The sequence below is a fragment of the Streptomyces sp. NPDC085596 genome (genome assembly GCF_044541565.1).
Classification (GTDB): domain Bacteria; phylum Actinomycetota; class Actinomycetes; order Streptomycetales; family Streptomycetaceae; genus Streptomyces.
This window is the reverse complement of record NZ_JBITTC010000012.1, coordinates 113,602-139,250: the sequence shown is the minus strand read 5'-3', so window position 1 is coordinate 139,250 and position 25,649 is coordinate 113,602. Positions and strand designations below refer to the sequence as shown.

General features: G+C 68.6%; 35 protein-coding genes and 2 pseudogenes. 22 read left to right on the top strand and 15 right to left on the bottom strand.

Annotation, left to right across the window (positions count from 1 at the left end; translation table 11 throughout):
• Positions 1 to 106: 106 nt before the first annotated feature.
• Both ACIGA3_RS28970 and ACIGA3_RS28965 read left to right on the top strand, forming a co-directional pair.
• Positions 107 to 523: a phage holin family protein gene (locus tag ACIGA3_RS28970; RefSeq protein ID WP_399721258.1), complete on the top strand. Its 417-nt coding sequence runs from the start codon at positions 107 to 109 to the stop codon at positions 521 to 523.
• Entirely contained in the window at positions 520 to 903 is a 384-nt protein-coding gene (locus ACIGA3_RS28965; RefSeq protein WP_399721257.1) for a DUF3618 domain-containing protein, read from the top strand. Before ACIGA3_RS28970 ends, ACIGA3_RS28965 begins: the two co-directional genes overlap by 4 nt.
• A gap of 70 nt (positions 904 to 973) precedes the next feature.
• Here the strand turns inward: ACIGA3_RS28965 and ACIGA3_RS28960 are convergent, their stop codons facing one another.
• The gene (locus ACIGA3_RS28960; RefSeq protein ID WP_399721255.1) at positions 974 to 1,675 is read right to left on the bottom strand and encodes an SDR family oxidoreductase; all 702 of its coding nucleotides are present in this window, start codon (positions 1,673 to 1,675) and stop codon (positions 974 to 976) included.
• Between the two features lie 108 nt (positions 1,676 to 1,783).
• Between ACIGA3_RS28960 and ACIGA3_RS28955 the strand changes: the two genes are divergently transcribed.
• On the top strand, positions 1,784 to 2,224 hold the full coding sequence (locus ACIGA3_RS28955; protein WP_399721254.1) for an ATP-binding protein: 441 nt from the start codon (positions 1,784 to 1,786) through the stop codon (positions 2,222 to 2,224).
• Between the two features lie 7 nt (positions 2,225 to 2,231).
• On the opposite strand, the gene ACIGA3_RS28950 is transcribed toward ACIGA3_RS28955, so the two are convergent.
• The 4 genes from ACIGA3_RS28950 to ACIGA3_RS28935 form a co-directional block, all read right to left on the bottom strand.
• Positions 2,232 to 3,644, bottom strand: a complete 1,413-nt coding sequence (locus ACIGA3_RS28950) for a sugar porter family MFS transporter (RefSeq protein ID WP_399721253.1) — start codon at positions 3,642 to 3,644, stop codon at positions 2,232 to 2,234.
• A gap of 81 nt (positions 3,645 to 3,725) precedes the next feature.
• Positions 3,726 to 4,661 (bottom strand): GlxA family transcriptional regulator, encoded by a 936-nt coding sequence (locus ACIGA3_RS28945; protein WP_399721251.1) that lies wholly within the window; start codon positions 4,659 to 4,661, stop codon positions 3,726 to 3,728.
• Positions 4,658 to 5,197 carry a cysteine hydrolase family protein gene (locus tag ACIGA3_RS28940; protein WP_399721249.1) on the bottom strand — a complete coding sequence of 180 codons (540 nt, stop codon included), beginning with the start codon at positions 5,195 to 5,197 and terminating at the stop codon, positions 4,658 to 4,660. Before ACIGA3_RS28940 ends, ACIGA3_RS28945 begins: the two co-directional genes overlap by 4 nt.
• A 70-nt stretch (positions 5,198 to 5,267) precedes the next feature.
• Complete coding sequence (locus tag ACIGA3_RS28935; protein ID WP_399721248.1) at positions 5,268 to 5,882, bottom strand: hypothetical protein; 615 nt, start codon at positions 5,880 to 5,882, stop codon at positions 5,268 to 5,270.
• A 374-nt stretch (positions 5,883 to 6,256) separates the two neighbouring features.
• On the opposite strand from ACIGA3_RS28935, the gene ACIGA3_RS28930 reads away from it, so the two are divergent.
• Positions 6,257 to 6,709: a hypothetical protein gene (locus ACIGA3_RS28930; RefSeq protein WP_399721246.1), complete on the top strand. Its 453-nt coding sequence runs from the start codon at positions 6,257 to 6,259 to the stop codon at positions 6,707 to 6,709.
• A 66-nt stretch (positions 6,710 to 6,775) separates the two neighbouring features.
• On the opposite strand, the gene ACIGA3_RS28925 is transcribed toward ACIGA3_RS28930, so the two are convergent.
• The 3 genes and pseudogenes from ACIGA3_RS28925 to ACIGA3_RS28915 form a co-directional block, all read right to left on the bottom strand.
• Positions 6,776 to 7,987: a beta-1,3-glucanase family protein gene (locus tag ACIGA3_RS28925; protein ID WP_399721244.1), complete on the bottom strand. Its 1,212-nt coding sequence runs from the start codon at positions 7,985 to 7,987 to the stop codon at positions 6,776 to 6,778.
• Between the two features lie 104 nt (positions 7,988 to 8,091).
• Positions 8,092 to 8,961, bottom strand: a pseudogene (locus ACIGA3_RS28920) (family 16 glycosylhydrolase); the annotation flags it as partial.
• A gap of 444 nt (positions 8,962 to 9,405) precedes the next feature.
• Positions 9,406 to 10,911 (bottom strand): MFS transporter, encoded by a 1,506-nt coding sequence (locus ACIGA3_RS28915; protein WP_399721368.1) that lies wholly within the window; start codon positions 10,909 to 10,911, stop codon positions 9,406 to 9,408.
• A gap of 309 nt (positions 10,912 to 11,220) precedes the next feature.
• Here ACIGA3_RS28915 and ACIGA3_RS28910 point away from each other — a divergent pair.
• Positions 11,221 to 11,625, top strand: a pseudogene (locus ACIGA3_RS28910) (aldo/keto reductase); the annotation flags it as partial.
• A 10-nt stretch (positions 11,626 to 11,635) separates the two neighbouring features.
• Here ACIGA3_RS28910 and ACIGA3_RS28905 read toward each other — a convergent pair.
• Entirely contained in the window at positions 11,636 to 11,845 is a 210-nt protein-coding gene (locus tag ACIGA3_RS28905; protein WP_399721243.1) for a hypothetical protein, read from the bottom strand.
• 211 nt (positions 11,846 to 12,056) lie between these two features.
• Here ACIGA3_RS28905 and ACIGA3_RS28900 point away from each other — a divergent pair, with 211 nt between their 5' ends.
• Entirely contained in the window at positions 12,057 to 12,287 is a 231-nt protein-coding gene (locus ACIGA3_RS28900; protein ID WP_399721242.1) for a helix-turn-helix domain-containing protein, read from the top strand.
• Positions 12,288 to 12,521: 234 nt separating this feature from the next.
• Here ACIGA3_RS28900 and ACIGA3_RS28895 read toward each other — a convergent pair whose 3' ends face one another.
• The 5 genes from ACIGA3_RS28895 to ACIGA3_RS28875 all read right to left on the bottom strand — a co-directional run bounded on the left by ACIGA3_RS28895 (position 12,522) and on the right by ACIGA3_RS28875 (position 16,694).
• Positions 12,522 to 12,995, bottom strand: a complete 474-nt coding sequence (locus ACIGA3_RS28895) for a hypothetical protein (protein WP_399721240.1) — start codon at positions 12,993 to 12,995, stop codon at positions 12,522 to 12,524.
• Between the two features lie 182 nt (positions 12,996 to 13,177).
• The gene (locus ACIGA3_RS28890) at positions 13,178 to 14,428 is read right to left on the bottom strand and encodes a helix-turn-helix domain-containing protein (RefSeq protein ID WP_399721238.1); all 1,251 of its coding nucleotides are present in this window, start codon (positions 14,426 to 14,428) and stop codon (positions 13,178 to 13,180) included.
• A gap of 858 nt (positions 14,429 to 15,286) precedes the next feature.
• Positions 15,287 to 15,553, bottom strand: coding sequence for a hypothetical protein (locus ACIGA3_RS28885; RefSeq protein WP_399721236.1), 267 nt, complete (start codon positions 15,551 to 15,553; stop codon positions 15,287 to 15,289).
• 8 nt (positions 15,554 to 15,561) lie between these two features.
• Entirely contained in the window at positions 15,562 to 15,834 is a 273-nt protein-coding gene (locus ACIGA3_RS28880; RefSeq protein WP_399721235.1) for a hypothetical protein, read from the bottom strand.
• An 8-nt stretch (positions 15,835 to 15,842) separates the two neighbouring features.
• Positions 15,843 to 16,694 (bottom strand): peptidoglycan-binding protein, encoded by an 852-nt coding sequence (locus ACIGA3_RS28875; RefSeq protein ID WP_399721233.1) that lies wholly within the window; start codon positions 16,692 to 16,694, stop codon positions 15,843 to 15,845.
• A 190-nt stretch (positions 16,695 to 16,884) separates the two neighbouring features.
• On the opposite strand from ACIGA3_RS28875, the gene ACIGA3_RS28870 reads away from it, so the two are divergent.
• From ACIGA3_RS28870 to ACIGA3_RS28795, 16 genes are all read left to right on the top strand, one after another.
• The gene (locus ACIGA3_RS28870) at positions 16,885 to 17,958 is read left to right on the top strand and encodes a hypothetical protein (protein WP_399721231.1); all 1,074 of its coding nucleotides are present in this window, start codon (positions 16,885 to 16,887) and stop codon (positions 17,956 to 17,958) included.
• Between the two features lie 2 nt (positions 17,959 to 17,960).
• Positions 17,961 to 18,638, top strand: a complete 678-nt coding sequence (locus tag ACIGA3_RS28865) for a hypothetical protein (protein ID WP_399721230.1) — start codon at positions 17,961 to 17,963, stop codon at positions 18,636 to 18,638.
• Between the two features lie 94 nt (positions 18,639 to 18,732).
• On the top strand, positions 18,733 to 18,954 hold the full coding sequence (locus tag ACIGA3_RS28860; RefSeq protein ID WP_399721228.1) for a hypothetical protein: 222 nt from the start codon (positions 18,733 to 18,735) through the stop codon (positions 18,952 to 18,954).
• The gene (locus tag ACIGA3_RS28855) at positions 18,951 to 19,298 is read left to right on the top strand and encodes a hypothetical protein (RefSeq protein ID WP_399721226.1); all 348 of its coding nucleotides are present in this window, start codon (positions 18,951 to 18,953) and stop codon (positions 19,296 to 19,298) included. Before ACIGA3_RS28860 ends, ACIGA3_RS28855 begins: the two co-directional genes overlap by 4 nt.
• Positions 19,295 to 19,429 carry a hypothetical protein gene (locus tag ACIGA3_RS28850; protein WP_399721224.1) on the top strand — a complete coding sequence of 45 codons (135 nt, stop codon included), beginning with the start codon at positions 19,295 to 19,297 and terminating at the stop codon, positions 19,427 to 19,429. The genes ACIGA3_RS28855 and ACIGA3_RS28850 overlap by 4 nt, the downstream gene beginning before the upstream one ends.
• Positions 19,429 to 19,992, top strand: coding sequence for an HNH endonuclease (locus ACIGA3_RS28845; RefSeq protein WP_399721223.1), 564 nt, complete (start codon positions 19,429 to 19,431; stop codon positions 19,990 to 19,992). Before ACIGA3_RS28850 ends, ACIGA3_RS28845 begins: the two co-directional genes overlap by 1 nt.
• A complete protein-coding gene (locus ACIGA3_RS28840) occupies positions 19,989 to 20,936 on the top strand; it encodes an NAD-dependent epimerase/dehydratase family protein (protein ID WP_399721222.1) in 948 nt (315 codons plus the stop codon). The genes ACIGA3_RS28845 and ACIGA3_RS28840 overlap by 4 nt, the downstream gene beginning before the upstream one ends.
• Positions 20,936 to 21,142 (top strand): hypothetical protein, encoded by a 207-nt coding sequence (locus tag ACIGA3_RS28835; RefSeq protein WP_399721220.1) that lies wholly within the window; start codon positions 20,936 to 20,938, stop codon positions 21,140 to 21,142. Before ACIGA3_RS28840 ends, ACIGA3_RS28835 begins: the two co-directional genes overlap by 1 nt.
• 57 nt (positions 21,143 to 21,199) lie before the next feature.
• On the top strand, positions 21,200 to 22,159 hold the full coding sequence (locus tag ACIGA3_RS28830; protein WP_399721217.1) for a glycosyltransferase family 4 protein: 960 nt from the start codon (positions 21,200 to 21,202) through the stop codon (positions 22,157 to 22,159).
• Complete coding sequence (locus ACIGA3_RS28825; RefSeq protein WP_399721215.1) at positions 22,156 to 22,374, top strand: hypothetical protein; 219 nt, start codon at positions 22,156 to 22,158, stop codon at positions 22,372 to 22,374. The genes ACIGA3_RS28830 and ACIGA3_RS28825 overlap by 4 nt, the downstream gene beginning before the upstream one ends.
• Positions 22,371 to 22,589 (top strand): hypothetical protein, encoded by a 219-nt coding sequence (locus tag ACIGA3_RS28820; RefSeq protein ID WP_399721214.1) that lies wholly within the window; start codon positions 22,371 to 22,373, stop codon positions 22,587 to 22,589. The genes ACIGA3_RS28825 and ACIGA3_RS28820 overlap by 4 nt, the downstream gene beginning before the upstream one ends.
• Positions 22,586 to 22,795, top strand: a complete 210-nt coding sequence (locus ACIGA3_RS28815; RefSeq protein ID WP_399721212.1) for a hypothetical protein — start codon at positions 22,586 to 22,588, stop codon at positions 22,793 to 22,795. The genes ACIGA3_RS28820 and ACIGA3_RS28815 overlap by 4 nt, the downstream gene beginning before the upstream one ends.
• Positions 22,792 to 23,034: a hypothetical protein gene (locus tag ACIGA3_RS28810; RefSeq protein WP_399721211.1), complete on the top strand. Its 243-nt coding sequence runs from the start codon at positions 22,792 to 22,794 to the stop codon at positions 23,032 to 23,034. Before ACIGA3_RS28815 ends, ACIGA3_RS28810 begins: the two co-directional genes overlap by 4 nt.
• Positions 23,031 to 23,894: a hypothetical protein gene (locus ACIGA3_RS28805; protein ID WP_399721209.1), complete on the top strand. Its 864-nt coding sequence runs from the start codon at positions 23,031 to 23,033 to the stop codon at positions 23,892 to 23,894. The genes ACIGA3_RS28810 and ACIGA3_RS28805 overlap by 4 nt, the downstream gene beginning before the upstream one ends.
• The gene (locus tag ACIGA3_RS28800; RefSeq protein WP_399721208.1) at positions 23,891 to 24,406 is read left to right on the top strand and encodes an NUMOD4 motif-containing HNH endonuclease; all 516 of its coding nucleotides are present in this window, start codon (positions 23,891 to 23,893) and stop codon (positions 24,404 to 24,406) included. Before ACIGA3_RS28805 ends, ACIGA3_RS28800 begins: the two co-directional genes overlap by 4 nt.
• Entirely contained in the window at positions 24,406 to 24,618 is a 213-nt protein-coding gene (locus tag ACIGA3_RS28795) for a hypothetical protein (RefSeq protein WP_399721206.1), read from the top strand. Before ACIGA3_RS28800 ends, ACIGA3_RS28795 begins: the two co-directional genes overlap by 1 nt.
• Here the strand turns inward: ACIGA3_RS28795 and ACIGA3_RS28790 are convergent.
• Positions 24,615 to 25,628, bottom strand: a complete 1,014-nt coding sequence (locus ACIGA3_RS28790; protein ID WP_399721205.1) for a hypothetical protein — start codon at positions 25,626 to 25,628, stop codon at positions 24,615 to 24,617. The genes ACIGA3_RS28795 and ACIGA3_RS28790 overlap by 4 nt on opposite strands.
• Between the last annotated feature and the right edge of the window lie 21 nt (positions 25,629 to 25,649).

Genomic DNA, 25,649 nt, shown 5'->3' with positions numbered 1-25,649 from the left:
TGTCGGTGCCTCGGGTGTGAGGGCCCTGTGGAACGGGGTCCGGGCAGGCGTCCCTCCGCGTATGCGGGGCATCCGGTTCTCCGGATACGCAGGAGGGGTGATGGTCATGTTCGAACCCGACCGTGAACCGGCGGTGGCCCGTGACGAGCCGGTCGGTGAACTGGTGCAACGCGCCTCGCAGCAGCTCACCGAGCTGGTGCGAGGCGAACTCCGCCTTGCGCAGGCGGAGATGAAGGAGAAGGGCAGGCGGTACGGCAAGGGCGGCTCGCTGTTCGGAGGCGCCGGACTGGCCGGCTTCCTCACGCTCCAGGCACTGGTGGCCACGGCGATCGCCGCGCTGGCCGTACCGCTGCCCGTGTGGGCCGCCGCGCTCATCGTCACCGGCGTCCTCGGCGCGGTCACGGCGGTTCTCGCCCTGACCGGCAAGAAGGAGGTCGGCATGGCCGCCCCGCCCGCGCCGGAGCAGACCATCGACAGTGTGAAGGCCGATGTGGCCGAGATCAAGGAGAGTGCCAAGCGATGACACAGCAGCCGTTCGAGGAGTCCGCCTCCGCGAGCCCGCAGGAGCTGCGGGAACAGGTCGAGCGGACCCGCCACGAGCTCGGGGAGACCGTGGAGGCGCTCACCGGCAAGGCCGATGTCAAGGCCCGTGCCCAGGAGAAGGCGGCCGCGCTCAAGGTGCAGACCGTCGAGACGGCGCAGAAGCTGCGGGAGAAGGTGCCCGACCCGGTCAAGGAGAAGGCCGCGACGGCGGCGACCCAGGTCCGGGCCAAGGCCGGCCAGGCCGAGCAGCTCTGGCAGGACCGGGCTCCCGAGCAGGTCCGCGACAAGCGCAAGCTGCTGGTCGCCGGCGCGGTCGCGGTGCTCGCGCTGACCCTGCTGCGCCGCCGGAAGCGCCGCTAGCGCGCGTCTGCGGTGCTGAACGGGCCCCGGCCGAGCAGAAGTCCGCTCGGCCGGGGCCCGTTCCGTCGGCTCAGTTGGGCTGCCCCACCGGCCGTACGACGACGGTGTTGACGTCGACCCCGGCCGGTTGCCGGATCGCCCAGACCACCGAGTCGGCGATCTGGCCGGCGGTCAGGAGATGCCCCGGCGGCAGGCTGCCGTAGGCGTCCCAGAACGGGGTCTCCACCCGGCCGGGCGCGACCAGGGTGACACCGATGCCGTACTCGGTGACCTGGCGCCGGGTGTTCTCGGCGAGCCCGGTGACCGCCCACTTGGTCGCCCCGTAGAGGTTGCCGGGGGTGTTCACGAACCCGGCGACACTGCCGATGAGAACGATCCGGCCGCGGGACTCCTTGAGCGCGTCGACGGAGGCGCGGATGAGCAGCGCCGGGCCGAGGACGTTCGTCAGCACCATCTCGCTCCAGCCCGACGGGTCTCCCTCGGCGACGGAGTCGTGCGTGGCGACACCGGCGTTGGCGATGACCGTGTCCAGCCGGCCGTAGGTCTCGATCGTGCGGTCCACGGCGTCCCGGACGTCGTCGTACGACGAGGCGCTGCCGGGTAGGGTCAGCAGTTTCCCGGGGTCGCCCACGCTCTCGGCGAACTCCCGCAGCCGGTCCTTGCCGCGCCCGGTGACGGTGACCCGGTGGCCGGTGTCCAGTAGTTGCCGGGCCACAGCCGCGCCGATGCCGCTGCCGCCGCCCGTGATGAGCGCGACCGGAGAGTCGTTCATGTTCATCCCCCTCTATGTTCGTGGACACCGCAGAGCCCATCACTTGGAGTGCTCACGAAGTCAAGTGTTCCGGCGGGTGCCGGGGCGATCGCGGGGAAGGCGGGTGTCATGAGCGTGGACGAATCTCCTTTGGACAAATCTCCTCTGAGTGCATCTTCCCTGCGGGCCGTGGGGTGGGCGCGGTCGTTGCCCGTCAGCAGTGGGGTGAAGGCGGCGCGGGACTGGACGCGGGGGCATCTGGAGACCCTGGCGTGGGCACGGAGCGCGCCGGAGACGGTGGACGCGGTACTGCTGACCGTGTCCGAGCTGGTCACCAACGCCCATGTGCACGCCCAGGCGACCGCGCAGCTCGTGCTGACCTGGGACAGCGAGTGCCTGCATGTCACCGTGCATGACGCCTCGCCGCAGCTGCCCGAGCAACGCCGGCCGACCAGCGTGGCCACCGGCGGCCGGGGCATGCTTTTGGTGGACGCTCTCGCCGACAGCTGGGGTGCCTACGCGTGCCCGCGCGGCAAGGAGGTCACGGCCTGCTTCCGTCCGTCGCGCTGAGGGCTGCTCAGGAGCGGGCGAAGTCCTCGGGCTCGAACTCGTGGTTTTTCAGGTGCTGTTCGATGTCCTCGAGGCTGTGCCCGGTGAGTTCCGGCATCTTCCACCACACGAACAGCCACGCGGCGACGTTGAAGAAGGCGTAGATCCAGAACACCTGGCCCACTCCGAAGGCGCTGATCATGGTCAGCAGGGTCAGGGTGATCAGCAGGTTGGTGCTCCACAGGGTGGCCGACTGGACGCTGGTGGCGGCGGCCCGCACCGACAGCGGGTAGATCTCGGAGCCGGTCAGCCAGCCCATCAGCTGCAGGCCGCCCGCGTTGAAGAACATGAAGGTCAGCAGGCAGGCCACGATGGCCGGGATGTAGGCACGGGTGCCGTGGCCGGTGATGTAGAAGCCGCCCAGGACGAACAGGCTGATCGCCGCGCCGGGCACCATGATCAGGGTGAGCCTGCGGCGACCGACCTTGTCCACGATCCACAGGCCGACGATCATCATCACCAGGTAGACCACGCCGAGGGCGACGCTGACCTGGAGCGCGTCGGCGCGGGGGAAGCCGTTGTCGGTGAGGATGGTCGGGGCGTAATAGATGATCATCTCGATGCCGGAGAGCTGGGTGAAGACGGCGATGCCGCAGCCGACGACCAGCGCCGGGCGTACCCACGCCTGCCGCAGCCCGCGCCACCCCTGATGGCTCCGGTCGGTGCGCTGCTGACGGCGGGCCAGGGCGGTGATCTCGTCCAGCTCGGAGCGGATGTCGTACCCCTCGGGGCGTACCTCCTTCAGCACCTCCTCCGCCCCGTCCACATCGCCCTTGCGCAGGATGAGCCACCTGGGGCTCTCGGGCAGCCGCAGCTGGCCGATCAGCATCACCAGCGCCGGTGCGGCGGCCGCGCCGATCGACACCCGCCAGGACACCGCCTCGCTGGCACCGACGATCGTGGCGATGACGATGCCGACGCCGATGGCGAGCTGGAAGCAGAGCACCAGCCGCCCGCGGATCGACTTGGGCGCCAGCTCGGCCACGTACATCGGTACGGTCTGGGTGGCGCCGCCGACCGCGAAGCCCAGCAGTACGCGGGCGAGGGCCAGGCCGACGGCGGAGGGGGCGACCGCGCAGGTCAGGCTGCCGGCGATGAACACACAGCAGATCAGCAGGATCGTGCGGTGCCGGCCGAAGCGCTCGCACAGCAGGCTGCAGCTCAGGGAGCCGATGACGGCGCCCAGCAGGATGCCCGCGGCGATGGTCTCCTTCATGGTGTTCCCGATGTGGAACTCCTCGGAGATCTGGAGCAGTGCGCCGGAGATGATGCCCGTGTCGTAGCCGTACAGCAGGCCGCTGATCGCGGACACCACGGCCGCCATCAGCATGTGCCCGTTCAGCCCGTTGGTGCGGGGCGCCTGGCCCGCGGCTTGCGTCATGGTTCCTCCGAGGCGACGTCGACCGTTCCCGCCGGTCGAAACCGTACGTCGCAGAGGGTCCCGCAGCCCGGACGGCTCGCTTCAGCGGGGCGATTCGGCTGACCGGCCGGCCGCCTCCCGCCTGAGACGGCGGAGCATACGGGCGTCCTCGAAGCCGACCTCGCGGGCGGCGGACTCGGCGGTCGCGCCGTGGCTGATGAGGTGTTCGGCGCGTTCGACCCGGAGCGCCTGCTGGTAGCGCAGTGGGGTGAGGCCGTCGGTGGCCCTGCTGAACAGCCGGGTCAGGGTACGGGCGCTGACGCCGGCGTGGGCGGCGAGGCGGGCCAGCGGCAGGGGCTCGGCGAAGTGGGTGTCGATGAGGTCCTGGACCCGGTGGGTGGTGTCGTCGAGGTGGCCGCGGTGCCGGAGCATGGCGCTGGCCTGGGGTTCGTCGCCGTTGCGACGGGCGTAGATCACCATCTCCCGCGCGACCTGGGCGGCGAGGGCGGGGCCGTGGCGTACGGCGAGCAGGTGCAGGGCGAGGTCCATGCCGCTCGCGATGCCCGCCGAGGTGACCACGCGGTCGTCGGTGGTGAACAGCACGTCCTTGACGACGGTCGCCCGGGGGTGACGGGCGGCCAGTTCGTCCTGGAGCTGGTGGTGGGTGGTGCAGCGGCGGCCGTCGAGCAGCCCGGCGAGACCGAGGGCATGGGCGCCCGCGCAGACGCTGGCGACGGTGCCGCCGGCGGCGTGGTGGGCGCGCAGCCGGTGGAGGGTGCCGGGGGTGAGCACGGGTCCGGTCCGCAGGGTGCGGGCGCGCCAGCCGGGCACCACGACCAGGTCGCCGGGGCCGAGGTCGGGCCACTCGGTCCGGGCGGTGAGCGTCAGCCCCTGGGCGCTGGGGACCTGCGGCTGTCCGGCGACGTAGTCGAGGGTGTACGGCCGCCCGAGGTCCGCCGCCGTGGAGAAGACCTGGGCCGGTCCGGCCAGGTCGAGCAGATGGACCCCGGGCAGCAGGACGAAGACGACGCGGGTCATGCCCGTGCTGCCGCCAGTTCGGCCACGGTGGCGATCCGGGCGAAGCGGTCGCGCAGTACGGCATGGGTGCGCTCGATGATCGCCTCGGCGCCGAGGTCGCCGATCGGGTTGGTCGCGGTGGCGTCGGCGACGAAGACGACGTGGTACCCGAGGTCGCTGGCGAGCCGGGCGGTGGTCTCGACGCACTGCTCGGTACGGATGCCGCACACCCACAGCTCCCCCACGCCCGCCTCGGTCAGCAGTTGCTGGAGGTTGGTGGTGGTGAACGCGTTGTGCGAGGTCTTGCGCAGCACCGGCTCACCGGCCAGCGGCTGCTCCAGCTCCGCCAGCAGGCGGACGTACCCCAGCTCCGGGTCGAACACGTCCCCGCTGCCGGGCTCGGTGTGCAGCACCCACACCACGAGATCCCCCTGCTCCCGCGCGGCCCGCACCAGCCGGTTCACCGGCTCGGCGATCTCCGGATTGCTGATCTGCTCCCACAGCGGCCGGGCACGAAAGGACTCCTGGACATCGATCACGATCAAGGCTCTCTTCATGTCCCCCAGTCTGACCTGGCCGAACACCCGCCCGACAGACACGATCGGGGCCACACCCGGAACGATCCGGTCAGCTGCACACCAGCCTCTCCGCCTCGGCGCTCGCCGGCGACAGCTTCTCGTCGATCCCGCACTTGACGAGATCGCCGTACGTCACGGGCGACCAGGTGGCCACGGTGCCGAGTATCGGAGCCGCGCCCGGAGCATCGCAGTGGTACGCGAAGGACGCCTCGTAGCTGGTGACACCGACGTCGTAGAACAGGACGCCCGAGGACTTTCCGAAGGAGGTCTCTTGCACCTTGTCCGCGCCGAGAGTGAAGTCCGTTCCCGCGTCGGCCAGTTCCGCACCGGTCTTCTTCTCGAGCGCCGCGACGGCTGCACGCTCGTTCAGCGTCCCCTTGGGCGGTGCGGGTGTCACCCCCGCGTGGAGCGAACGAACGGGCACCGCCTCGAAGAACACGTGAACGTGGGCACCGTCCCGTACGTCGAAGCGCCGGGCGTCCGACACCCCGGCCAGCACCTCCCTCTTCACCACCTTCCCCCACTGGAAGGTTCCGTGCGGGCAGGCCCGGCTGGGCGGCGTAACTCGGGCGCTCGCGGAACGCTCCGGCACGGTACCGGCCGCACAGCCGCTCCCGGCCAGCACGACGGCGACCGCCACCACCCCTCGAAATCCACGCTTCACGCTCGACAGCCCCTCCCCTTGATCCAGGAGCGACAGTCTTCACGACCCCCTCCCCCGCCCCGCATCCGGCTGCCCCGACAGCGTCAACTGGTCAACCTGATAAGACGGTTGCGGGATACGGAAGGTGCCGACGATGCGGGAGTCGGTCACTCGGCTTTGCGGAGCGACTTTTCGGTGGCGTCTGCTGAAACGGTTCTTGGTGCGAAGACCCGCTCGCATCTGTACATGTACGCCCCCGGCGCAACCCACACCGCGCCAAATGACCTGATTAACCCTTCAAGCCCGGCTCGCACCCTCGACACGATGGATCAAGCCTTCGGGACTGCCGCCGTCCATGGCGACAGCCGGAGTGCGGGACCAGGGGGAATTTCAGCATGAGCTTGCGCAAAGTCCTTGCCGTGACGGTCGCCGCTGTGGCGCTGGCGGGAAGCCAGTTACTGGTCGGCAGCGCGTCGGCGGCCCCGGCGGGCGGTGCCCAGAGCCGGATCGACAGCTATCTGGCCGCCCACCCCGGCGAGAAGCAGCTCGCCGCGGACAAGGCCACCATGCCCGGCGGGACGGTGACCTTCGCCGCTTCCGGTGCGGCCGCCATCAGTTGTGGCTCCGGGCACCTGTGTATCCAGGACGGGAACGGCAGCCGCTGGGACTACTACTACTGCGGCTACTACGACTTCTACGGCATCGGGGACGGCTACTTCAACAACAGCCAGACCACCGGCACCGTCGCCCGGTTCTACAACCAGAACGGCACCGAGCGGTGGAGCAGCCGGGCGCCGCAGAGCGGTACGGCGTCCTGGACGCCGGTCTGGCACATCCGGCCCTGCTGACCGGAAAGGACACAACACTGCTCCCCGCCTTGAGCCGAGGCGGGGAGCAGTGCCGTGCGGGGTGGGTCAGAACGACGTCAGCGTCAGGGTGAAGCCGGAGGGGGCCGTGTCCTGGATGAAGGAGGCGAAGTCGGCGACGTCGTCGAAGGCGAAGCCGTACGCCTTGCCGTCCTTGGTGGCCGCGTGGACGGCCTTGGAGTAGTGGTTGGTCAGCTCGCCCTGGTAGAAGGCGGCCGGGTCGGTGCTGGGCTGCGCGGTGTCGGTGAGCAGCGTCGAGCGGTTGAAGCCCGCGCCGAGGACCGCGGCGACGGGGCCGGTGGTGCCGTCGTTCGGGGCGGCGAGGTTGCCGTCGCAGAAGAGGACGTCGCGGGTGGAGGGCTTGGCGAAGGACACCGACGCCGGGCCGTCGAAGGTGAAGCGGTCGCCGCGGACCCGGCCGGTGAAGGTGCCGGCGTTCGTGGTGATCTTCAGGTCCTTGCCGGTGAAGGTACTCCACACCTCGTCGATGTACGGCGCGAAGTAGTCCTTGGCGAACAGCCCGGCGTCCAGGCCGTGGCCGGGCGCGATGATGCGCTTGTCGTCGACGACGAGCTTGGAGAACTCCGCGACCTCCTTGACCGCGGCGAACGCGGCCGCGCGGCCGCCGTCGCGGATGCTGCCGGTCGTCTGGTCCTTCTCACCGGTGAGGCGGATGCTCATCGGCACGCTGAACATGTCGACCATCGTGGTGTTGCAGAACATGCCGGAGGCGTTGTACGTGAACTCCGCGCAGTCGTGCAGCACACCGAAGTTGGGGTCGGACTCGACCCAGCCGGCCGGGAACTGCAGGGCCGCGTTGCCGGCCCCGTCGGTGACGGCCTTCATCTTCAGCTTGTCGCCGAGCGAGACGTAGATCCGGCCCGACATGAACGGCAGGGACAGCTTGGTCTCGCCGCTGCCCGCGAGCGGTATCGCGTAGTCGGTGAAGCCGTCGGCGCCGTTGTCGGAGACGGCGATGGGCGCGAGGGTCCCGTCCTGGGTGAGGCGGACCTGCTTGCCGTCCACGTTGCCGACGACGTAGACGTTCACCGAGGCGTTGTCGAACGAGCCGCTGTTGTTGACGACGGTCACCGGCAGCGAACCCGACGCCGCGCGGGTCTTGTTGCCGCCGCTGTCGCCGGGCTGGTCGGCGAGCGCGAAGGGCGCGATGGCGGCCGCCGCGGGGATGGCCACGGCGGCGCCGCCCAGGGCGAACATCAGCTTGCGGCGGGTCAGGTTGCGCTGGTGACGAGGCGACATGCGGGGAACTCCTTGCAGTGGGGGACGCACCCGGCCGGAGCCGGGACAGCACGGGGACGGTCATGGGGGGCCGGGGACAGGTGACTCCCGGCCTCCTGACCTCAGTTCTGGGCGGAGACGTGGACGTAGTCCACGGTCATCGTCTGCGGGAAGGACGTACCGGCGTCGGGGCTGCCGGGCCAGTCACCGCCGACCGCGAGGTTGAGGATGATGAAGAAGGGGTGGTCGTAGACCCACTTGTTGCCGCCCACGTCGGCCGGGGTGCGGGTCTGGTAGTTCTGGCCGTCGACGGACCAGGTGATGCCGGACGGGCTCCAGTCGACCGCGAAGGTATGGAAGTCGTCGGCGAACGGCTTGCCGTCGGGCAGGTTGTACGCGGCGCCGATACCGCCCGCGCCGGAGTAGCCGGGGCCGTGGATGGTGCCGTGGACCGTGGCGGGCTCCTTGCCGACGTTCTCCATGATGTCGATCTCGCCACTGTTGGGCCAGCCGGCGCTGCCGAGGTCGTCACCCAGCATCCAGAAGGCCGGCCAGATGCCCTGGCCGCGCGGGATCTTGATCCGGGCCTCGAAGTGGCCGTACTTCTGGGTGAAGGTCTGCGCCGTGTTCAGCCGCGCGGAGGTGAACTGACAGGGCCCGTTCCAGCAGTTCAGGTTGGGGTCGGTGTTCTTGCGGGCGGTGATGACCAGGTTGCCGGAGCCGTCGAGGGCGGCGTTGTCGGTGCTGTTCGTGTAGTACTGCAACTCGTGGTTGCCGTTGCCGCCGCCACCCGTCTCCAGGGTCCAGCGGGAGCTGTTGGGCGCGCTGCCCGCGGCGCCGTCGAAGTCGTCGGACCAGCTGAGCGCCGCCGGGGCGGCGTCGGCGCGGTGGGCGCCGGGGCCCGTGGTGTTGAGCAGCACACCGGCGGCGAGCGCGGCGGCGCCTCCGCAGACCAGACCGCGGTAGGACCAGCGACGTAAACGATGACCAGCCATGAGAAGAACTCACCCTGTTCTCTGTGGGGGGACGTACAGGCACGCCCTCGACCGTGGGGGAAGGGACGAACGCCGGAAGAGCACACCGCACACACCGGACCCTGGGTCTGAGAGCGCTCTCACGCGCACGGCGAGCACCACCGGCAAGCCCCGACCATACGCCCCGCCCCCACCGGCTCCAACCATCCCGACAACCCCTCAAAACGCCCACGAGCAGCGGGTATCTGAACAAACAACAGCCCCGCCAGGCGACGTTTAACCTTCGATTAACCCCCACTTAAGTCCCGGCCGGGGGCTCGGCGACGGTGACCTGAGCCGGGGGCCCCGCAGTTGTCACGGAGCGGCCGCGTGTCTGTACGCACCGTCGGCGAATGCGGCGCCCGGACATGCGAAGACCCCCCGGCGCCGCACGGGCAACGAGGGGTCTCCAGGACTCTCGGGCGTCTACCCCCGATCCGCCGCAGGCCGGTCCTTCGCCAGGGCGTACAGCTCCTTGGACGTCGTGATCAGTTCACGCCGTTCCTCCTGGGAGCCGACCATCGGCTGGGAGCCGCGCAGCGGGACCTGGGCGCTCTCGGGGAGGAACTTCACCGTCACCAGCCCGATGACTCCGGCCAGCATCAGGTAGTACGCGGGCATCAGGTCGTCGCCGGTGATGTCGACCAGCGCGGCGGTCACCAGCGGGGTGGTGCCGCCGAAGGCGGCCACGGCGAAGTTGAAGCCGATGCCCATGGCCGCGTAGCGGACGGCGGTCGGGAACAGGGCGGGCAGCGTGGCCGCGCTCGGCGCGGCGAAGAAGGCCAGCAGGGTGGACAGGATCAGCACACCGAGGATCGGCGCCCAGGTGCCCTCCGCCTTGATCAGCAGGAACGCCGGGATCGCCAGCACGATCATCGCGGCGGCGGCCCAGCCGTACAGCGGACGCCTGCCCACGCGGTCGCTGAGCCGGCCGAGGAAGGTGATCAGGATGACGATCCACACCATGCCGATGAGCACCAGCACATCGGCCGAACTGCTGGACCGGTGCAGGGTCTCGGTCTGGTAGGTCGGCAGATAGCCCGTGACCATGTAGTTGGTGACGTTGTACAGCAGCACCAGGCCCATGCAGATGAGCAGCGCGGGCCAGTGGTTCCTGATGATGTCCTTGAACTCACTGCCGGCCGACTCCTGCGCGAGGCTCTTCTCGTGCTCGTCCAGCTGCTGCTGGAACGCCGGGGACTCCTCCAGCTTCAGCCGCATGTAGAGGCCGATCACACCGAGCGGGCCCGCGACCAGGAACGGGATGCGCCAGCCCCAGGAGAGCATCTCCGCGTCCGACAGGAGCAGGTTCAGCACGGTGACCAGGGCGGAGCCGAGCGCGTAGCCGACGAAGGTGCCGAAGTCGAGCCAGCTGGAGAGGAAGCCGCGCCGCCGGTCGGGTGAGTACTCGGCGACGAAGGTGGTCGCGCCGCCGTACTCGCCGCCGGTGGAGAAGCCCTGCACCATGCGGGCGACCAGCAGCAGGATGGGGGCCGCGATGCCGATGGTGGCGTAACTGGGGATGACGCCGATGGCGAAGGTTCCGATGGCCATCATGATCATGGTGGTGGCCAGTACCTTCTGCCGGCCGAGCCGGTCGCCGAGCGGCCCGAAGACCAGTCCGCCGAGCGGGCGCACCACGAAGGCGGCGGCGAAGGTGGCGAAGGAGGAGACCACCTGGGCGGCCGGGGAGGCGCCGGGGAAGAACACCTTGCCGAGGGTGGCGGCGAGATAGCTGTAGACGCCGAAGTCGAACCACTCCATGCAGTTGCCGAGCGCCGAGGCGCCGACGGCCCGCCTGAGCAGTGGGGGTTCGACGACCTGGACGTCGTCCTTGCGGAACGCGCCCCGATTGCGCCTCAGTCTGTGGGTCAGCTCCTCGCGGACCTGGTGCGGGAGGTCCGTCACGGCCTTGGAGGTCTTCCTCTTTATGCCTGAGGGCCGCTCTCCGTCGGACAGAGCATCGCTCACTGCCGCTCCTTTCGCCGTCGGTGTCACCGGATGCGCTCTTTCCGGCCGCACCGGGCATCAGCCCCGTGTCCCATCCTGCTGCCCAACGCCGCACACGTCACACCGGCCACGTGCACATGGGCGAATGCCGAGGTCAGCGGTGTGATGATTAAGAAACAAGGCAGCTCAATCCCATGACGTACGGCGGTTGGACTTCGCGGTGCCGAGGGCGCAGGGTGGACCAGCCCCGTTTCCGGGGGCACCCCTACGGCATCACCCGGAGATCACCCGATGAACCACGTCGCGGACCCCGCTCGTTACGACGGCACCATGCGCTACCGGCGCACCGGCCGCTCGGGGCTGGACCTGCCCCTGCTGTCGCTGGGCTACTGGCACAACTTCGGCGACGACCGGCCCTTCGAGACCCAGCGCGAGATCGCGCTGCGCGCCTTCGACCTGGGGATCACGCACCACGACCTGGCGAACAACTACGGCCCGCCCTACGGCTCGGCGGAGATCAACTTCGGCCGGCTGATGAAGCAGGACCTCGCGCCCTACCGGGACGAGCTGGTGGTCTCCACCAAGGCGGGCTGGGACATGTGGCCCGGCCCCTACGGTCAGGGCGGCGGCTCGCGCAAGTATGTGCTGGCCTCCCTGGACCAGTCGCTGAAGCGTATGGGCCTGGACTATGTGGACACAATCACCGTTAGGGGCACCTGCCGCTTGTGACTTCGTCGATGAGGTCCAGCGTGTCGCCGAGTCGCATGCGGAGTTTTTCGACGATGAGTATGAGCCCGGCGGCGTCGACTTGGGCGAGGTCTTCGCTGCGGGTGTAGTCGAGGTCGCGGCGCGCGTAGTCGATGCGGGCGCGTTGGAGGTCGGTGAGGGTGCGGGGGGGTGCTTGTTCTTCGGTCATGGGGGTGTCACCTGTCGTGCGGGGTGCGAGGGTAGCGCGCTTTATCGAACAGATGTCCGCATCTGCGCTCTTGCATTCGATCACACCGTGATCGATTCCGGCTACATCTAGTTGCCTGCCGCGCACTGTGACCTGCGTAACGACCTCTCGCAACCAGAATTTACCACCCGGCGGTAAAGACAAACCATCAAGATCATTCCACCGTAGGTGGGTGCTCGACCCGCTCCCCAACTGGGTGCCCCGCCGCAGGCAGCAGATCGGATTACAGATCCGCGCCGCCCGCAAGGCCGCCGGCCTCACGCAGATTCAGCTCGGGGAACTCATCGGCTGCGACCACAAGACCATCTCGCGCTGGGAGAACGGGCACACCGTCATCGACATCAATGACTTGCTGCTCGTTGCTGACGCCCTTGATGTACCTCTCGCGGATTTGGTGAGGTGACTGCCGCCGGCCGGTCCCAGCTCCGGCGGCAGCCTGTGCGGCCCTACCCCGAGCGCCGTCGGGCGGGGCCGCGCCCGGTCGACCAAACCGGGGGTCAGTAGCTGCGCGGCCGGGTTCCGTTGGGAGGCTGGCACGGCTTGGGGCAGAGGAGCACGGGCGGAGCCGCGGCGCTACCGGTGTCCACAGTGGCTTTGTCGGGCTGGCCTTCGATCGGGCGCCCACAGCGGTCGCAGATCACGGAGTGCCTCCGTCTCGTGTGGCGCGGATGATGACGTTGCCGACCTGTTCGCGGGAGCAGAGGTCGTAGCGGTACCGCGGGGCCGTCACCCAGTAAGGGGTGGGCAGCTCGTCCTCGGTGGGCGGCCTCGTGCAGGAGGGCGGCGGCATGTTGAGGTGGCTGCCCGCTCCCAGGTACGGGGTGGTCACCAGGGAGCTGGGCCAGTAGACGTGGGCGCGGCAGGGCACGAGCGCCCAGTATGTCGACTGCTCGGCGTACAGCCCGGCGATGAGCGGGCCCCGCAGGATGTCGCGGGCAACGGTGGCGACCGCCTCGGGGGTGCTGTCTCCTGCGGCGGTGTGCATGATGTGGCCGGGGATGCGCACGGCGGCGAAGCGCCCGCCGAGTGGTACCAGGTGGTCACAGCCCAGCTCCCAGTGCCGCAAGACCCGCTCGGGCTGAGGGTGTGCGCCTGCCAGCCAGGCGGTCACGGTGTCCAGCGAATCGGCTCTTCCCTGGAGCTTTGCTGCCCCCAGAAGGGGAGGCAGTAGCGGTACGGGGTTGGTCTCCTGCGGCAGCACGACAATGCCTCCCCTAGTCACGGTAATCCGTCTCACACTCGTGACCGTAGGGGTGGCGCACCGCGACCGATGACCGGAATCCGGTCACCCCGTCAGGCGGTGAGGACGCCGATTTCGACCGCCAGCTCGGCCGCGCGCCGTCGCCGCGACGCCTGCTTCGACTCGACCTCCTCCAGGAGGATCGTCCGGGCGTAGCCGTTGTATCGGATCGTCTCCGGGGCCGCGCGGAACGCTTTCTCCAGGGTGGCGATGGCCACGTCCGGCTGCCCGTCGAGCTGGTAGCCGCGGGCTTCCTCGATCCGGTGGCGCGCCCGGCGTGGGCGCGAAGGGATCGTCAGCTCGTCGGCGCGGGCCGCCTGCCGTACCGACTCGCCACCCTGGTGGAGTTCCACGGCGACGGTCACCGCGTGTGCGCCCATCACGGCCCTGCTGAAGCTGGTCACGGGGTGGTAGTAGTCGGTCGGCAGGGTTGCCGCCATGGTGTCGGCCTTGTCCCAGTGCCGCCATGCGGTGCCGGTCTCTCGGCGGCGGGCGGCGGTGTAACCCAGCTCGAACCGGAGGGCGCCCGCGATGGCCAGGGTGTCCGTGTCGGCGTCGGGGAGCAGGGGCTCCAGGTAGCGTAGCGCCTCGGTGTTGATGGCGTCGGCCGCGTCGAAGTGGCGGGCCCCGGAGTCTCGGTGGGCCTGCGCGAGGAGCCAGGCGGCGACGCCGATGGCGTGCGGGTCCTCGGAGTCCTGGGCGGCGATCATGCCCCGCTCGGCCACGCGCCACAGCAAGGCAGCGTCCGGCTGGTAGGCGAGGAAGAACTGGCTGAGGCTATACGTCTGCGCGAGCAGAGCCTGCGCCGTCCGCCGTTCCGCCGCCCCGTCCGCGTGCCGGGCCAGGGCCTGCGCGTCCCGGATCAGGTCGGGCAGCAGGGCGCCGATGACCTCGCGGTGGTTGGGGGCCTGGTGTCGGGCCTTCCACGCCGCGCGCAGCCGGGCCTCCAGGTGGGGAACTCGCGGCAGCTCGGTGTCCGTGCCGAGGTGCAGGGTGTCGATGGCTGCCTTGACGGCGGCGAAGCGCGGGTGGCCGGGGCCGGTGAAGAGGTCGACGTGCGTGTCCGCGTTGCCGGTGAGTTCGGCGAGGTCCCGGACGCGCAGCGCGTCGGCGATGCGGAGCACCATCTCCAGGCCCGGCGCCTGCTGCTGACCGTTCTCGATCTTTCTCAGCGTGTGTGGAGAGACACCGATCAGGTCAGCGAGCTGAGCACGGGTCATACCGCGGCGCTCGCGCAGGATCTGCACACGCTGACCAAATCGCAGCGGGTCGGTGTACGGGTCCGGGGTAGCATCAGATGGCACGGTCTCGCCCCTATCACTCTGTACAGCTCGTCACTGTCAGGGTAGGGGGCGAGACCTTTTCCGTGGGTGCTGTTGACGCAGCGCTTCCCGGACATGACGAAGCGGCCCTGCTCTCCTTCGGGAGGGCGGGGCCGCTTCGTCATGCGATGCGCCGGCGTTCTGCGGGCAGACCCAGCAGCGTGGCTGCCGGGCTTGGTGACGGGTAGTCCGGCTGTGGGGCGCCATCGCGGCGGCAGACGAGTGCGTCGGGGTCGCCCGGTGGCGGCTGGAGGGTGTACCCGTCCGGGCAGGTCTGCCCGTCTGCTCCGTCGCGTCCGTCTGTCCCATCCGTGCCGTCCTGTCCCGGCGGGCCAGCAGGGCCCATGGGTCCGACTGGTCCGGGCGCCCCCGCGGGTCCCGCAGGCCCGTCATCGCCTTGGGTGCCGGCCGGCCCGTCAGCCCCGGTCGCTCCCTCGGAGCCGTCGGCTCCTGCCTTGCCGTCCGCCCCGGCGGTGCCCTGCGGCCCGCCCGGCCCGGTTTTGCCGGGCGGTCCGGGCGGCCCGGGTATGGGGACGGGTACCTCGCTGCGGTCGGAAAGCCCGTTGACGGCGCGAGCCGGATCGGGTGCGACCGGCGTCCGGCCCGCGGCCCGGACCTGCTGGCGCAGAGCACGGACATCCCCGGCGAGTGTGCTCACCGCGGTGCCGCGCCGGTCCGCCTCCGTTCGTGCCTGCGCCGACTCGGCGGCGAGCCGGTGAGCGGTGCTGTCCGCTGCGTCGATGCGGCCCCACACGATGACGACCGCCCCGGACAGGGCGACCAGCCAGCACATGAGCGCCAGCGGCCGCCAGCGGCGGGCCAGAGCCCGCTCTGTCCGGGTCATGGGTGTCCTCCGAGTTGAATGACGAGAGCTGTGAGTCGAGCGATTTCGGCTTGGTCTTCGGCGTGTTGCTTGGCGAGGTCAGCGCGCTCGGCTTTGAGCTGAGCGCGCTCGGTCTTGAGTTCGGCGCGTTCCTCTTGCAGATCGTTGGTGAGCGAGCTGTAGCCAGTGAGCGCGTTCTCGCTCCTCTTCCCGAGGTACGCCACCACGCCGCCGACGACCGCTCCAACGCCCACGAGCAGGCTGCCGAGGGTGGTGGCGTCCATGGGCCTCCTTAGACGCCGGGCGCTGTACTGGCGCTGTCCTTCTGGCCGATCGCGCGGGCGGCGATGCCCTTCACCAGGGCGACCGCCGCGGCGAGCCCGGCCGTGCCAGCGCCCTGCCAGAAGCTCACGTGGAGCATGTCAGCCGGGCCGCCTGCGAGGGCGACCGCGCCGGCCGCGCCGAGGAACGTCCACACGACGCGCTCGGTCAGGTCGCGGGCGTAGGTGGCGCTGGTCTTCACGACGGTGTCGGCGTTGATCCGGGGGATGCTGGTCTCGGACATGGGTCCTCCTAGGAGTTCGGGACGTGGAGCTTGGCCCACGAGGTGGGGCCGGGTCGGCCGTCGGCGTCGGCGCCGGCGTAGCCGAGTTTGCGTTGCCAGGCTGCGTAGGAGCGTTCGTCGCCCGAGCCCCAGGTGTCCGCGTGGGCGTCGGACTGGTAGCGGCCGCATCCCTCGGCGACGAGTCGCTTGTGCATGGCGGCGATGACCGGCGAGCGGTGGCCGGTACGGAAGAACGAGGCGCCGGGGAACGGCTCGTACTTCGGCTGGCCGGTGCTCGGCTTCGTCGTCTGTGTCTTGCCGATGGCGGCAAGGTTGGGCATCGGGCCAGGGTCGACGTGGCTATTGCCGGGCACTTGGTTGTGCCCGAAGTGGCCAGCTTCGCCGAGCCAGGTGGAGAGGGACACGGTGTCGCGGGCGAACGCGGTGGGGGCTCCGCCCGGCCAGGTGTCAGGGATGCCGAGGGAGCGTAGCCAGGCCATGATCTGGTCGAGGTTCTTGCACGGGGTGTCCCGAACGGTCGCGTACCGCTGCCCGTTGACGGTCTCGTTCGCGGTGAAAACGGTCTCGACCTGGATGCAGTACTTCCCGGTGCGGTTGGTCTTGATCGTGTCCGCGTTCTGGAGGGAGAGGCTGCGGGAGTCGGCGGGGAAGAACTGCGCTATCTCGCCGGTGAAGGGGTCCCACAGCAGGTGGGGGGCGACCTCGCGGCCGTCGCCGGTGAACCAGCCCAGCTCGTTCTTGTACGTCCAGTCCTTGGCGTTGGACGTGATGTGCCAGACCGCGCGGGCGGGGCCGCCGTGCATTGCGCCGGTGTTGCCTATCGCGTGCCGGGTGGCGCCCGGCATCCAGAGGTTAGGCATGTGTGTCTCCGTTCACCGTGGGCGTCACCTTTGAATCGTAGCCCCATACATCATCTCACCTACGTTTCGTAGGCTACAGTTCGGTCATCCCTTGCTCAGGGGGATGGCGGTGGGGTCGTGGTCGTGCGGGTCGCGACCCCACCGCGCACAACAACCCGCACCCCGCACCCCTCCCGCACAGGAGATCCGCATGCATCGCTTCTCGGTCGACTACCGCAAGCGCGACGGGGAGCGTCGCGGCATGCTGCTGAACCAGGGTTACTTCATCCATGACCTGCCGCGCCTGATCCCACTGTGCCGGGCATTCGGTCATCGTCCGGTCGTGGACGGCACCGCCGGATACGACAGCCAACCGGGCCACCGCTGGGTGTGCTGCGACCGCTGCGGAACCAGGCCCGACCCACAAGGACAACTCGACTCCGAACGCTGGGATATCGGCGACCGCTACGACGGCCCCCTAGACGGAACACGCCCCCCATATCCATCGAGGAAAGAGATCGAGGAGCGTGCCAAGCAGGGGCTCCCGCTCTACGCACCGGAGCCGGTTCCGGGACCGTGGCCCCAACACCCCGCTGGAGCGGTCGGCGCGCAGCTCATCATCGGAAAGTCGTTTCCTGGTTGGCACGCCGAGGTGAAGGTGGGCAACAAGGCCAGCGAGCACACCCTCGCCGCTCATCTGCGGCTCTACCCCTTCGGTGCGCTCTACCTGCACACCGAAGGGTTCGGTACGTGGCTTCAGCGGCGCCTGAACCCGGTCGGCTATGAGTCCCGCGTCATCTCGGTCGGCATCCAGTACGGCGGCATCGAGTGGAAGTTGTGGGCCAAGCGCGACGAGTGGTCGAAGGCTGACCCGTGGTGGATGCGCGGCACGCTCAAGCTCGACCCGCGCGACCGGTTACTTGGCCGCCGCCGCTACGACTACGAGGACATCGGCGATCCGGTGACGGCCGTGGTGCGAATGCCGCACGGCGACGACCACAAGGTGCAGCTTCAGTTGCAGCGGTGCACGGGCGGCCGGAACCGGCGGCGGTTCCATTCGTGGACGGTCGACTGGGAGACGACGCCGGGCATTCCCACGAAGCCGGGCCGCAGCGGGGTGCTGGGTTCGGCGGTCGAGGTCAACCCCCGGTTCGTGGAGGGCGGCACGTGGCCCGCTGAGGCCGTGGCCAGTATCGCCGCGCAACTGACTGCTGGCCGTGCCCGCTACGGCTACCGACTGCCCGTCGTGTTGGACGGCAGCGACTTCGACATCGAGGTGGACTGATCATGACCCGCTTGCAGATCCTGCAACTCCCCGAAGGTGCTGGCGACGACCGCCCGCCGTTCGTGCTCGTCATCGACCAGTGCCAGGGCGTCTATCTCGACATGGTCGAGATGATCGAGAGCCACTGGCGGCGCGTCGGCGAAGAGATCGGCGCACGCGGCACGCTCATCTTCATGGAGAGCGTCGACATCTCCGTCAACGAGACCAACCCCGCGTCAGCCCAACCACGGGGAAGCGAGAGCCGGGAAGCAGCGCTCGAACTGGATCGGCTCGCTAAGGAGCTGTACGTCACGCGCGGCATGCTCGACGCCGACGACCTCCAGACAGTGGACGAGATGGTGGCCGAACATGAACGACTGCGCGCACAGCGGGACGAGGCCCGCCAGTGGGCGCGGCACGGCTACGAGATCGGCCAGAAGCACTGCGGCTGGAGCGACCACGGTGTTGCACCCAGCTGGCTCACCGATGGCTGGCCGCCTCACATCGACTCGTGCGAGCACCTCAAGCTGGTTGCCGAGTTCGACGAGGCGATCACTCGTGTGCGGAGCCTGCCGACCGAGCCCGAGATCATGGACGCGCGGCAGGAGCACCCCGGCGTGTGGCTGCACGGCTACAAGTGCGGTGTTCTCGCGGTGAAGTCGGCGCTCCGTCCGCGCGACGAGGAGACGGTGAAACCGTGAACCTCCTGTGCCCGCTGCTGGCGTTCCTGTTCGCGTTCGCCGTGCTCTACCCCCACCCCGCACCCACACCCGCGCCCGTGGTGAGGAGCAGCCGATGAGCGAGCCCCTGCCGCCCTTCAGTGGCGACACCCCCACCTGCCCCAAGTGCCGCTACCGGGGCGCCAGCACCCAGTACCGAGAGCTTGGCCATTGCATCCACGGCGAGCGCGACGTCGTCATCGGATGCCAGAAGAACGAGCGTCTGCATCGTGAGTGTGAGCGCTGCGGTTACGCCTGGGACGAAGCCCTCGCAGAACCGACAGGGGGCAGTCGATGAGCGGCCCGTGTGAGCGTCCGGAGTGTGGTGGCGTCGTCCGCACCGACTCATGGGGTACACCCGTCCTCTGCCCACACCAAGACACCAGCGCCACCACACGCCAGAAGCCGCGCGCCTCCGTCATCGAGCTGATCGCCACCGACCACCAGCGCAGCGAAGACGGCGCGGGCAGCATCGTCCTCCCCCGTGAGGTCCGCATCAACGGCGTCTCCGTCTATACCGCCAAGGGCTGTCCGATCCGGATCAGCGAGATCACCTCCGACAACCTCGTCACGGTCAACCTGACCCTCATCGTCGGGCGCCTCACCGTCGCCGCCGACAGCGACCTCCCGGAGACGCCGTGAACACCGCCGTCACGATCACCGCGATCATCGCCGCCGTGGTCGTCATCCAGATCATCGCCACCACCATCCGCGAACTCGCCAGCCCCAAGGAAACCGAGGCGGCGGACGACAGCAAGGAAAGCGGCTTGTGATGGAGGTCGGCATTGCCGCCAAGCGGTGCGTGAGATGCAGCGAAACGAAGCCGCTTGAGGACTTCACCAAGTCGAGTCGCGACAAGGATGGACGTCGCCCGTACTGCCGCCTTTGCACCCGCGCTCAGAACAAGCTTTGGAAACTATCCAAGGCGAGCCCCTGCCTGGACTGCGGCGGCCAGGTGAGCAGAGCTGGAGTCAAGCGATGTCGGGCATGCAACGGCAAGCTCAACTCAGGGGTGAATCACTACGCCTACAAGGGCGGCAGCAGTATCACGCCGAGCGGCTACGTCTACCTATCCGGACACCACGATCACCCCAACGCCAACGGGGTCGGTCAGATAGCCGAACACGTCCTCGTGATGTCCAAGGAACTTGGCCGGCCGCTCATCAAGGGCGAGAACGTCCACCACAAGAACGGCGACCGCGCCGACAACCGGCCAGAGAACCTCGAACTGTGGTCACGGGTGCAACCGCCCGGCCAGCGAGTGGAGGACAAGGTGGCCTGGGCCATCGAGATCCTGCAGACCTATCGGCCTGAACTACTGAAGGAGCAACCATGAAGATCGGCGTGACGGGCGGGCAGGGGTTCATCGGGTCCTACGTGCGCGAGGAACTCCGGGCACGAGGCCACCAGGTTGTCGTCTTCGACCGGCATCCCCGTACTCCCATGGTGGAAGGCGAGGAGTTCTTCCTCGGTGACATCCGCGACGAGACGGCGGTCTTCGAACTCGCTGCGCACGTGGACGGCATCGTCCACCTGGCCGCAGTACTGGGCACCCAGGAGACGATCGCCAACCCGCGTCCTTCCGCAGACACCAACGTTCGTGGCAGCCTGAACGTGTTCGAGGCAGCAAGCCGGTACGACCTGGTCGTCGCCTATGCGGGTGTCGGAAACTCCTTTATGCGTGACCTGGGAACAGGCTCGTACACGATCTCGAAGTCGTGCGCCGAGGACTATGCACGTATGTTCAACGCCTACCGCGACGGTCGGATCACCATCGTCCGCCCCGTGAACGCCTACGGACCGAGGCAGTCAGTCGCGGCTCCCTACGGCACGAGCCGGGTCAGGAAGATCGCGCCCGCGTTCGCGTGCCGCGCCCTCACCGGGGCGGACATCGAGGTGTACGGCGACGGCACGCAGGTCTCTGACTGCGTGTACGTCGAGGACGTCGCCCGCGCGTTCGTGACTGCGCTGGAGCACGCCGCGCAGCACGGGCCCACCGAGCGGCCTGTCGAGGTTGGGCCGGCGGAGTCGTGCACGGTCAACGACATCGCCAGCCTCGTCGCCAAGGAGGCGGCGTATCTGACGGGTCTGTCGCCAGTCGGGGTGGTGCATCTCCCGATGCGTCCGGGTGAGGTCCCGAACGCGGTCGTCAAGGCCGACGTGTCCACCCTGGCGCAGATCGGGATGAGCGCAGCGGACTTCGTGTCGTTGGAGGAGGGCGTGCGGCGGACCGTCGACTACTACGCCACCCAGTGGCTGCCCGGCTACCTGGCCGCCTGATGCCCGACGTTCACATCAAGCTGTCCGACGGCGTCTCCGAGGTCAGCGTCGATGTCAACGGCAGCACGGACGATTCGCTCGACCGAGCCGAGGCGACCGCCCTGCGGCTCTTCGCCGTGGTGGTCGCTGCATCACCTCCCGCGCGCCGAGCCGGGTTCGGCGGCTGGGCGCTCGCGAGCGATTCCGAACGGCATCCTGAGGAGTAGCTGGTGAGGGTCCACTTTTGGTCTGCTGATATGGCGGGCAGCGCCCACTATCGGGCGGTGCTGCCTGCCGTGGCGTTGTCGTGGCTGGGGCATGAGGTGTCGCACGGTGTTCGCCTCCCCGCAACGTGGGCGAGCTACGACACGTTCGTGGGCTGCCGGGTAGCGCAACGCGACCCGTCCCTCATGTGGCACCGGCTGAAGGCCGAGGGGAAGAGGTTGGTCCTCGACTTGGACGACGACTACTTCCACATCGACCCCACCAACGCCCACGCCGCCCGCGTCTGGGATGTGGAGATGCTCGGTCGGCTGGCGGCGAACATGCAGGTCGCGGACCTCGTCACCTGCTGCTCCGAGCCGCTAGCCGAGACGTTGCGTCAGTACACGGATGTGGAGGTGCGGGTGGTGCCGAATGGTCTGCCTGCGCAGTATCTGGGTGTGCCGCGTGACTATGAGGCGGTAGACCGTCCGCTGTATGTCGGGTGGGCGGGTACGTCGTCGACGGTGGCGGAGTTGCCGGAGGCGGTGCGCGCCCTGAACCGGATCAGCCGGTATGGGCGTGCGGGTGGGGTGCAGGTGCGGTTGGTGGGGATCGGCCCGGAGCAGGCGATGGGTCTCGGTCTGCGTGGCCGTCAGATCGGTGCGCTGGGCTGGGTGGAAAGGTTCGAGCACTACCTGCACGCGGTGGGCGAGTTCGATGTCTGGGTGGCGCCGTACCGGGACATCGGCTTCAACCGGGCGAAGTTCGCCACCAAGTATCTGGAGGCGAGCATGTTGGGTATCCCGTTGATCGCCTCGGACATCGAGCCGTACCGGGCGGTGATCCGGCACGGGGAGACCGGGTTCCTCGTCAAGCGTGAGCATGAGTGGGGGAAGTACTTGAAGCAGCTCGCGGACGATCCGGGTCTGCGGCGGCGGGTGGGTATGGCGGCGCGGGCGGAAGCCTCAGGGAGCATCATGCAGGCCGTCAACGTGCACTGGCAGAACGCTGTCGTCGCACCTGTGGAGGTGACGGCGTGAGGGCGCGCGTCGTATTCGGAGTGCTGTCCAGTGAGGCGTGGACGATGCTGGTCATCGGGGTGGTGATGTGGGTCGTATGCGTGGTCTCGGGTGTCTCCATGGTGGGCGGTAACCCGACCGCGATCAATGGCGTGATCGGCTGCGGGATTGCTGCCCTCGTCACGACCGTCGCCGGGATTGGCCTCGCGCGCCAAGACCTCAGGTGGCGGCGATGACCAGGCAGTGGCTGGGTCAGCAGGTCAGCGATACGGACTTCCACGTTGTGCCGTTGGACGATCTCCTCGTCCACGACTTCAGCCAGACGTGCGCGTGCGGGCCACGGTCGCGTGTCATCGTCCGCGAGGGCCCGGACGGTTGGGTGCACACGCACCACAGTTTGGACGGGCGGGAGTTGAACGAGTTCGACTACGGAACGGACCCGGACGCATGACCGGCCCGGAGCATTACCTTCGTGGCGCCGAGCTGCTCGCGGAGTCCGAGGGCATCAGGACCGACCTCAACCCGGACAAGTGCAGTGCGTTGGCGGTGCAGGCAGTCGGACACTTCCTCGCCGCGCTCGTCGCCACCACCGCCCTGCACCAGCACCCCGAATCCGTCGCCTGGGACCAGGCCGTCAACCCGAAGGAGCAGCGGTGAGTGCCAACGTGCACGCCATCCTCGTCGGTCTCCTCAGCGTGCCCCACACACCCGAGCAGGCCGAACACGCCGCCCGGACAGTGCTCGACCTGCACGCCCACGAACTGGCCGAACGGCAGCGGGCGGCACTGCCCGACGTGATGGACCGCTGGGTCCCGCTTCACCAGGACGCGATCAGCGAGGTCATCGACCTCATCGACCCGAAGGCGCAGCGCGCCACCGAAGGAGACACCCCATGATCGACGGCCACCGCGTCATCGCCTGGACGCCCTACGGCAGGACCCGGACGTACAGCATCCTGGTCAACTACCTGGAACGGGACGTCCGCCGTGGCCTCATCGACGAGGTGTGGGCCTACATGAACACCGACCCCGTCGGCCAGGAAGACGACGTCGCCTACGCCCACCAGCTCGCCGAACAGCACGACTGGTTCCACCTCAAGCACCGCCCCGAAAACGTCAACCTCGGCCCCCTCCCCAAGCAGCGCTACACAGGGTTGGCGTACCGCGAGATGGTCGACCCGAACGCGGTCTATCTGCGGTTCGACGATGATGTCGTGTACATCCACGAGGACGCCGTCGAGAACCTGGTGCGCGCCCGGATCGAGATGCCCGCCCCCGTCGCGGTCTTCCCCATCATCATCAACAACGCGCTCTGCTCCCACTTCCTCCAGGTGTGCCAGAAGATCCCCATGGACTGGGGCACCGTCGCCCCCTACTGCATGGACCCCGTCGGCTGGGCGAACGGCCCGTTCGCCGTGCGCCTCCACGAGATGCTCCTCGACCACATCGAAGCCGGAACCGTCGAAGACCTGTACCTGTACCAGGACTTCCCCCTCCAGCCCGGCACCCAGTTCTCCGTGAGCTGCTTCGCCTCACTGGGCAGCATGTACGCCGGACTCCCCCAGCCCGGCATCCTCGTCCCCGACGAGGAGGAGAGCTTCCACACCGTGCACCAGCCGCTGGCTACGGGTGCACCGAACATCATCCGGGGTAACTCGCTGGTCAGCCACTTCAGCTTTTTTCCGCAACACCCGTTCCTCAACGAGACGGATATCCTCGACCGCTACCGCGCATTGGGAGAGAAGGTCGTCGCATGACCGAACAGGAGACTTGGCGGCCCGTACTGGGCTGCGAGGGCCGGTACGAGGTAAGCAACCTTGGCCGAGTGCGTAGTCTGCTCCGGAGCACGCCACGGCTGCTCAAGCCAACGGCCAACACCAATGGGTACTTGGTCGTGTACGTGTACGGCAGCGGCGAACGCCGGCGCAACCGATCAGTCCATCAACTGGTAGCTGAGGCGTTCATAGGCCCACACCCACCTGAGACTGACGTTCGTCACCTGGACGGCAACAAGCTGGACTGCCGGGCAGTGAACCTGGCCTACGGCACTCGTTCCCAGAACATGCTGGACCTGGTCGAGCATGGTGGATGCGTGAACGCGAACAAGACGCACTGCAGTGTGTGCGGGACAGCCTACGACGCAGCGAACACCTATCGCCGACCTGACGGTGGGCGTGAGTGCCGTTGCTGTGCGAGACGGCGCAGGGCGGAGCACGAGGCAAGGGTCGGCCCTCGGAAGAGGGTCCGCAAGAGGAAGGCGGTCGCCTGATGGCCGGCCAGCAGGTCAGTGCCGACGCCGCTCTCCCGCACTTTCGGCAGCGGTGCAGTGAACTTCAGGACGAGAATCTGCTCCTGCGTGCTCGCACGGATGAGTTGGAGCGGGAGAACGAGCAGCTCAAGCAGCAGCTAACTGGCCCGCCTTCGGAGCAGCCGCAGGGCCCGGATCTGGCGGCGCTCCCTCCGCTGCCCGATGATGTCTAGCCGATGCGGCGGATGTGCAGGTAGGAGTTGGCGAGGACGGTGACGGCGCTGGCGGATGAGGTGGTCTGCGCCCACTGGAGAGTGAGGTTCCCGGCGGTGGCCCCGGTGGTGACGATGGCTTCCTCGATGATGGCTACTGCCAGGCTGTCGGCCTGGTAGTTGAGGCTGGTGGTGAAGCCGTGTCCGGAGAATCGGCCTTGGGTTTGGGTGCGTGAGGTGAAGGCTGCGGCGACGTCGGTGGGGCCGTGGCACAGCTTGAGTCCGGTGGCGGTGCCGGGGACGCCCCACGCGGTTTTCAGGTTGACGGTGGAGAGTGCGGTGGTGGCGAAAATAACGAACCGGGCGATATAGATGCCGTTCGCTGCGAGTGTGGCGGTGAGGTGGGGGTCGTCGGCTGCGGTGGTGGTGGAGGTGCGGGCGGTGTCTGCCGCTTTGAGGATGTAGCGTTCCTGGCCGATGCCGCCGACGGTGAGGTTGAGGGCGACTGACAGGTTGTCGTCGGTGGCGAGGCTGTTGACGCCGGACCGGTAGAGGTTGACGTCGGGTGCGGTGCTGCCTCCGGGTCCCCATAGGTGGGTGCCGTCGGTGTCGATTTCGAACCGGTCCTGCGTGTCCCCGGTGACGCGGGCGGACAGCAGGTCGGTGGTGGTAGCCGCGTTGGTCACTGCGATCGTGGCGGTGGACCCGGACGCGCCAACGTTGATCTGCCGGCCGGACGCGAGGCGCAGCGTCGAGTTGTACTGGGCGCTGCCGTTGGGGATCTCCACCCACGAGGCGGATGCCGGGGCGGTGCCGTTGGAGAAGTAGGTGCGGTAGCTAGTGTCGGTCTCGAAGATCGGCTTACCGGAGTACGGGGTAGCGGGCCGGGTCGTGGACGTGGCCGCCTGGAAGCCTGCGGCCAAGTCAAGCTTGTCGAGGTTCTGGCCGATGTCTTGGCTGTAGCTGACCAGTTCGGAGCCGTCGGACTTGGACTTGTACAGGCCGAGCCTGCTGGTGGACGGGTCAGGCATGGGGCACCTCAACAATGTCGT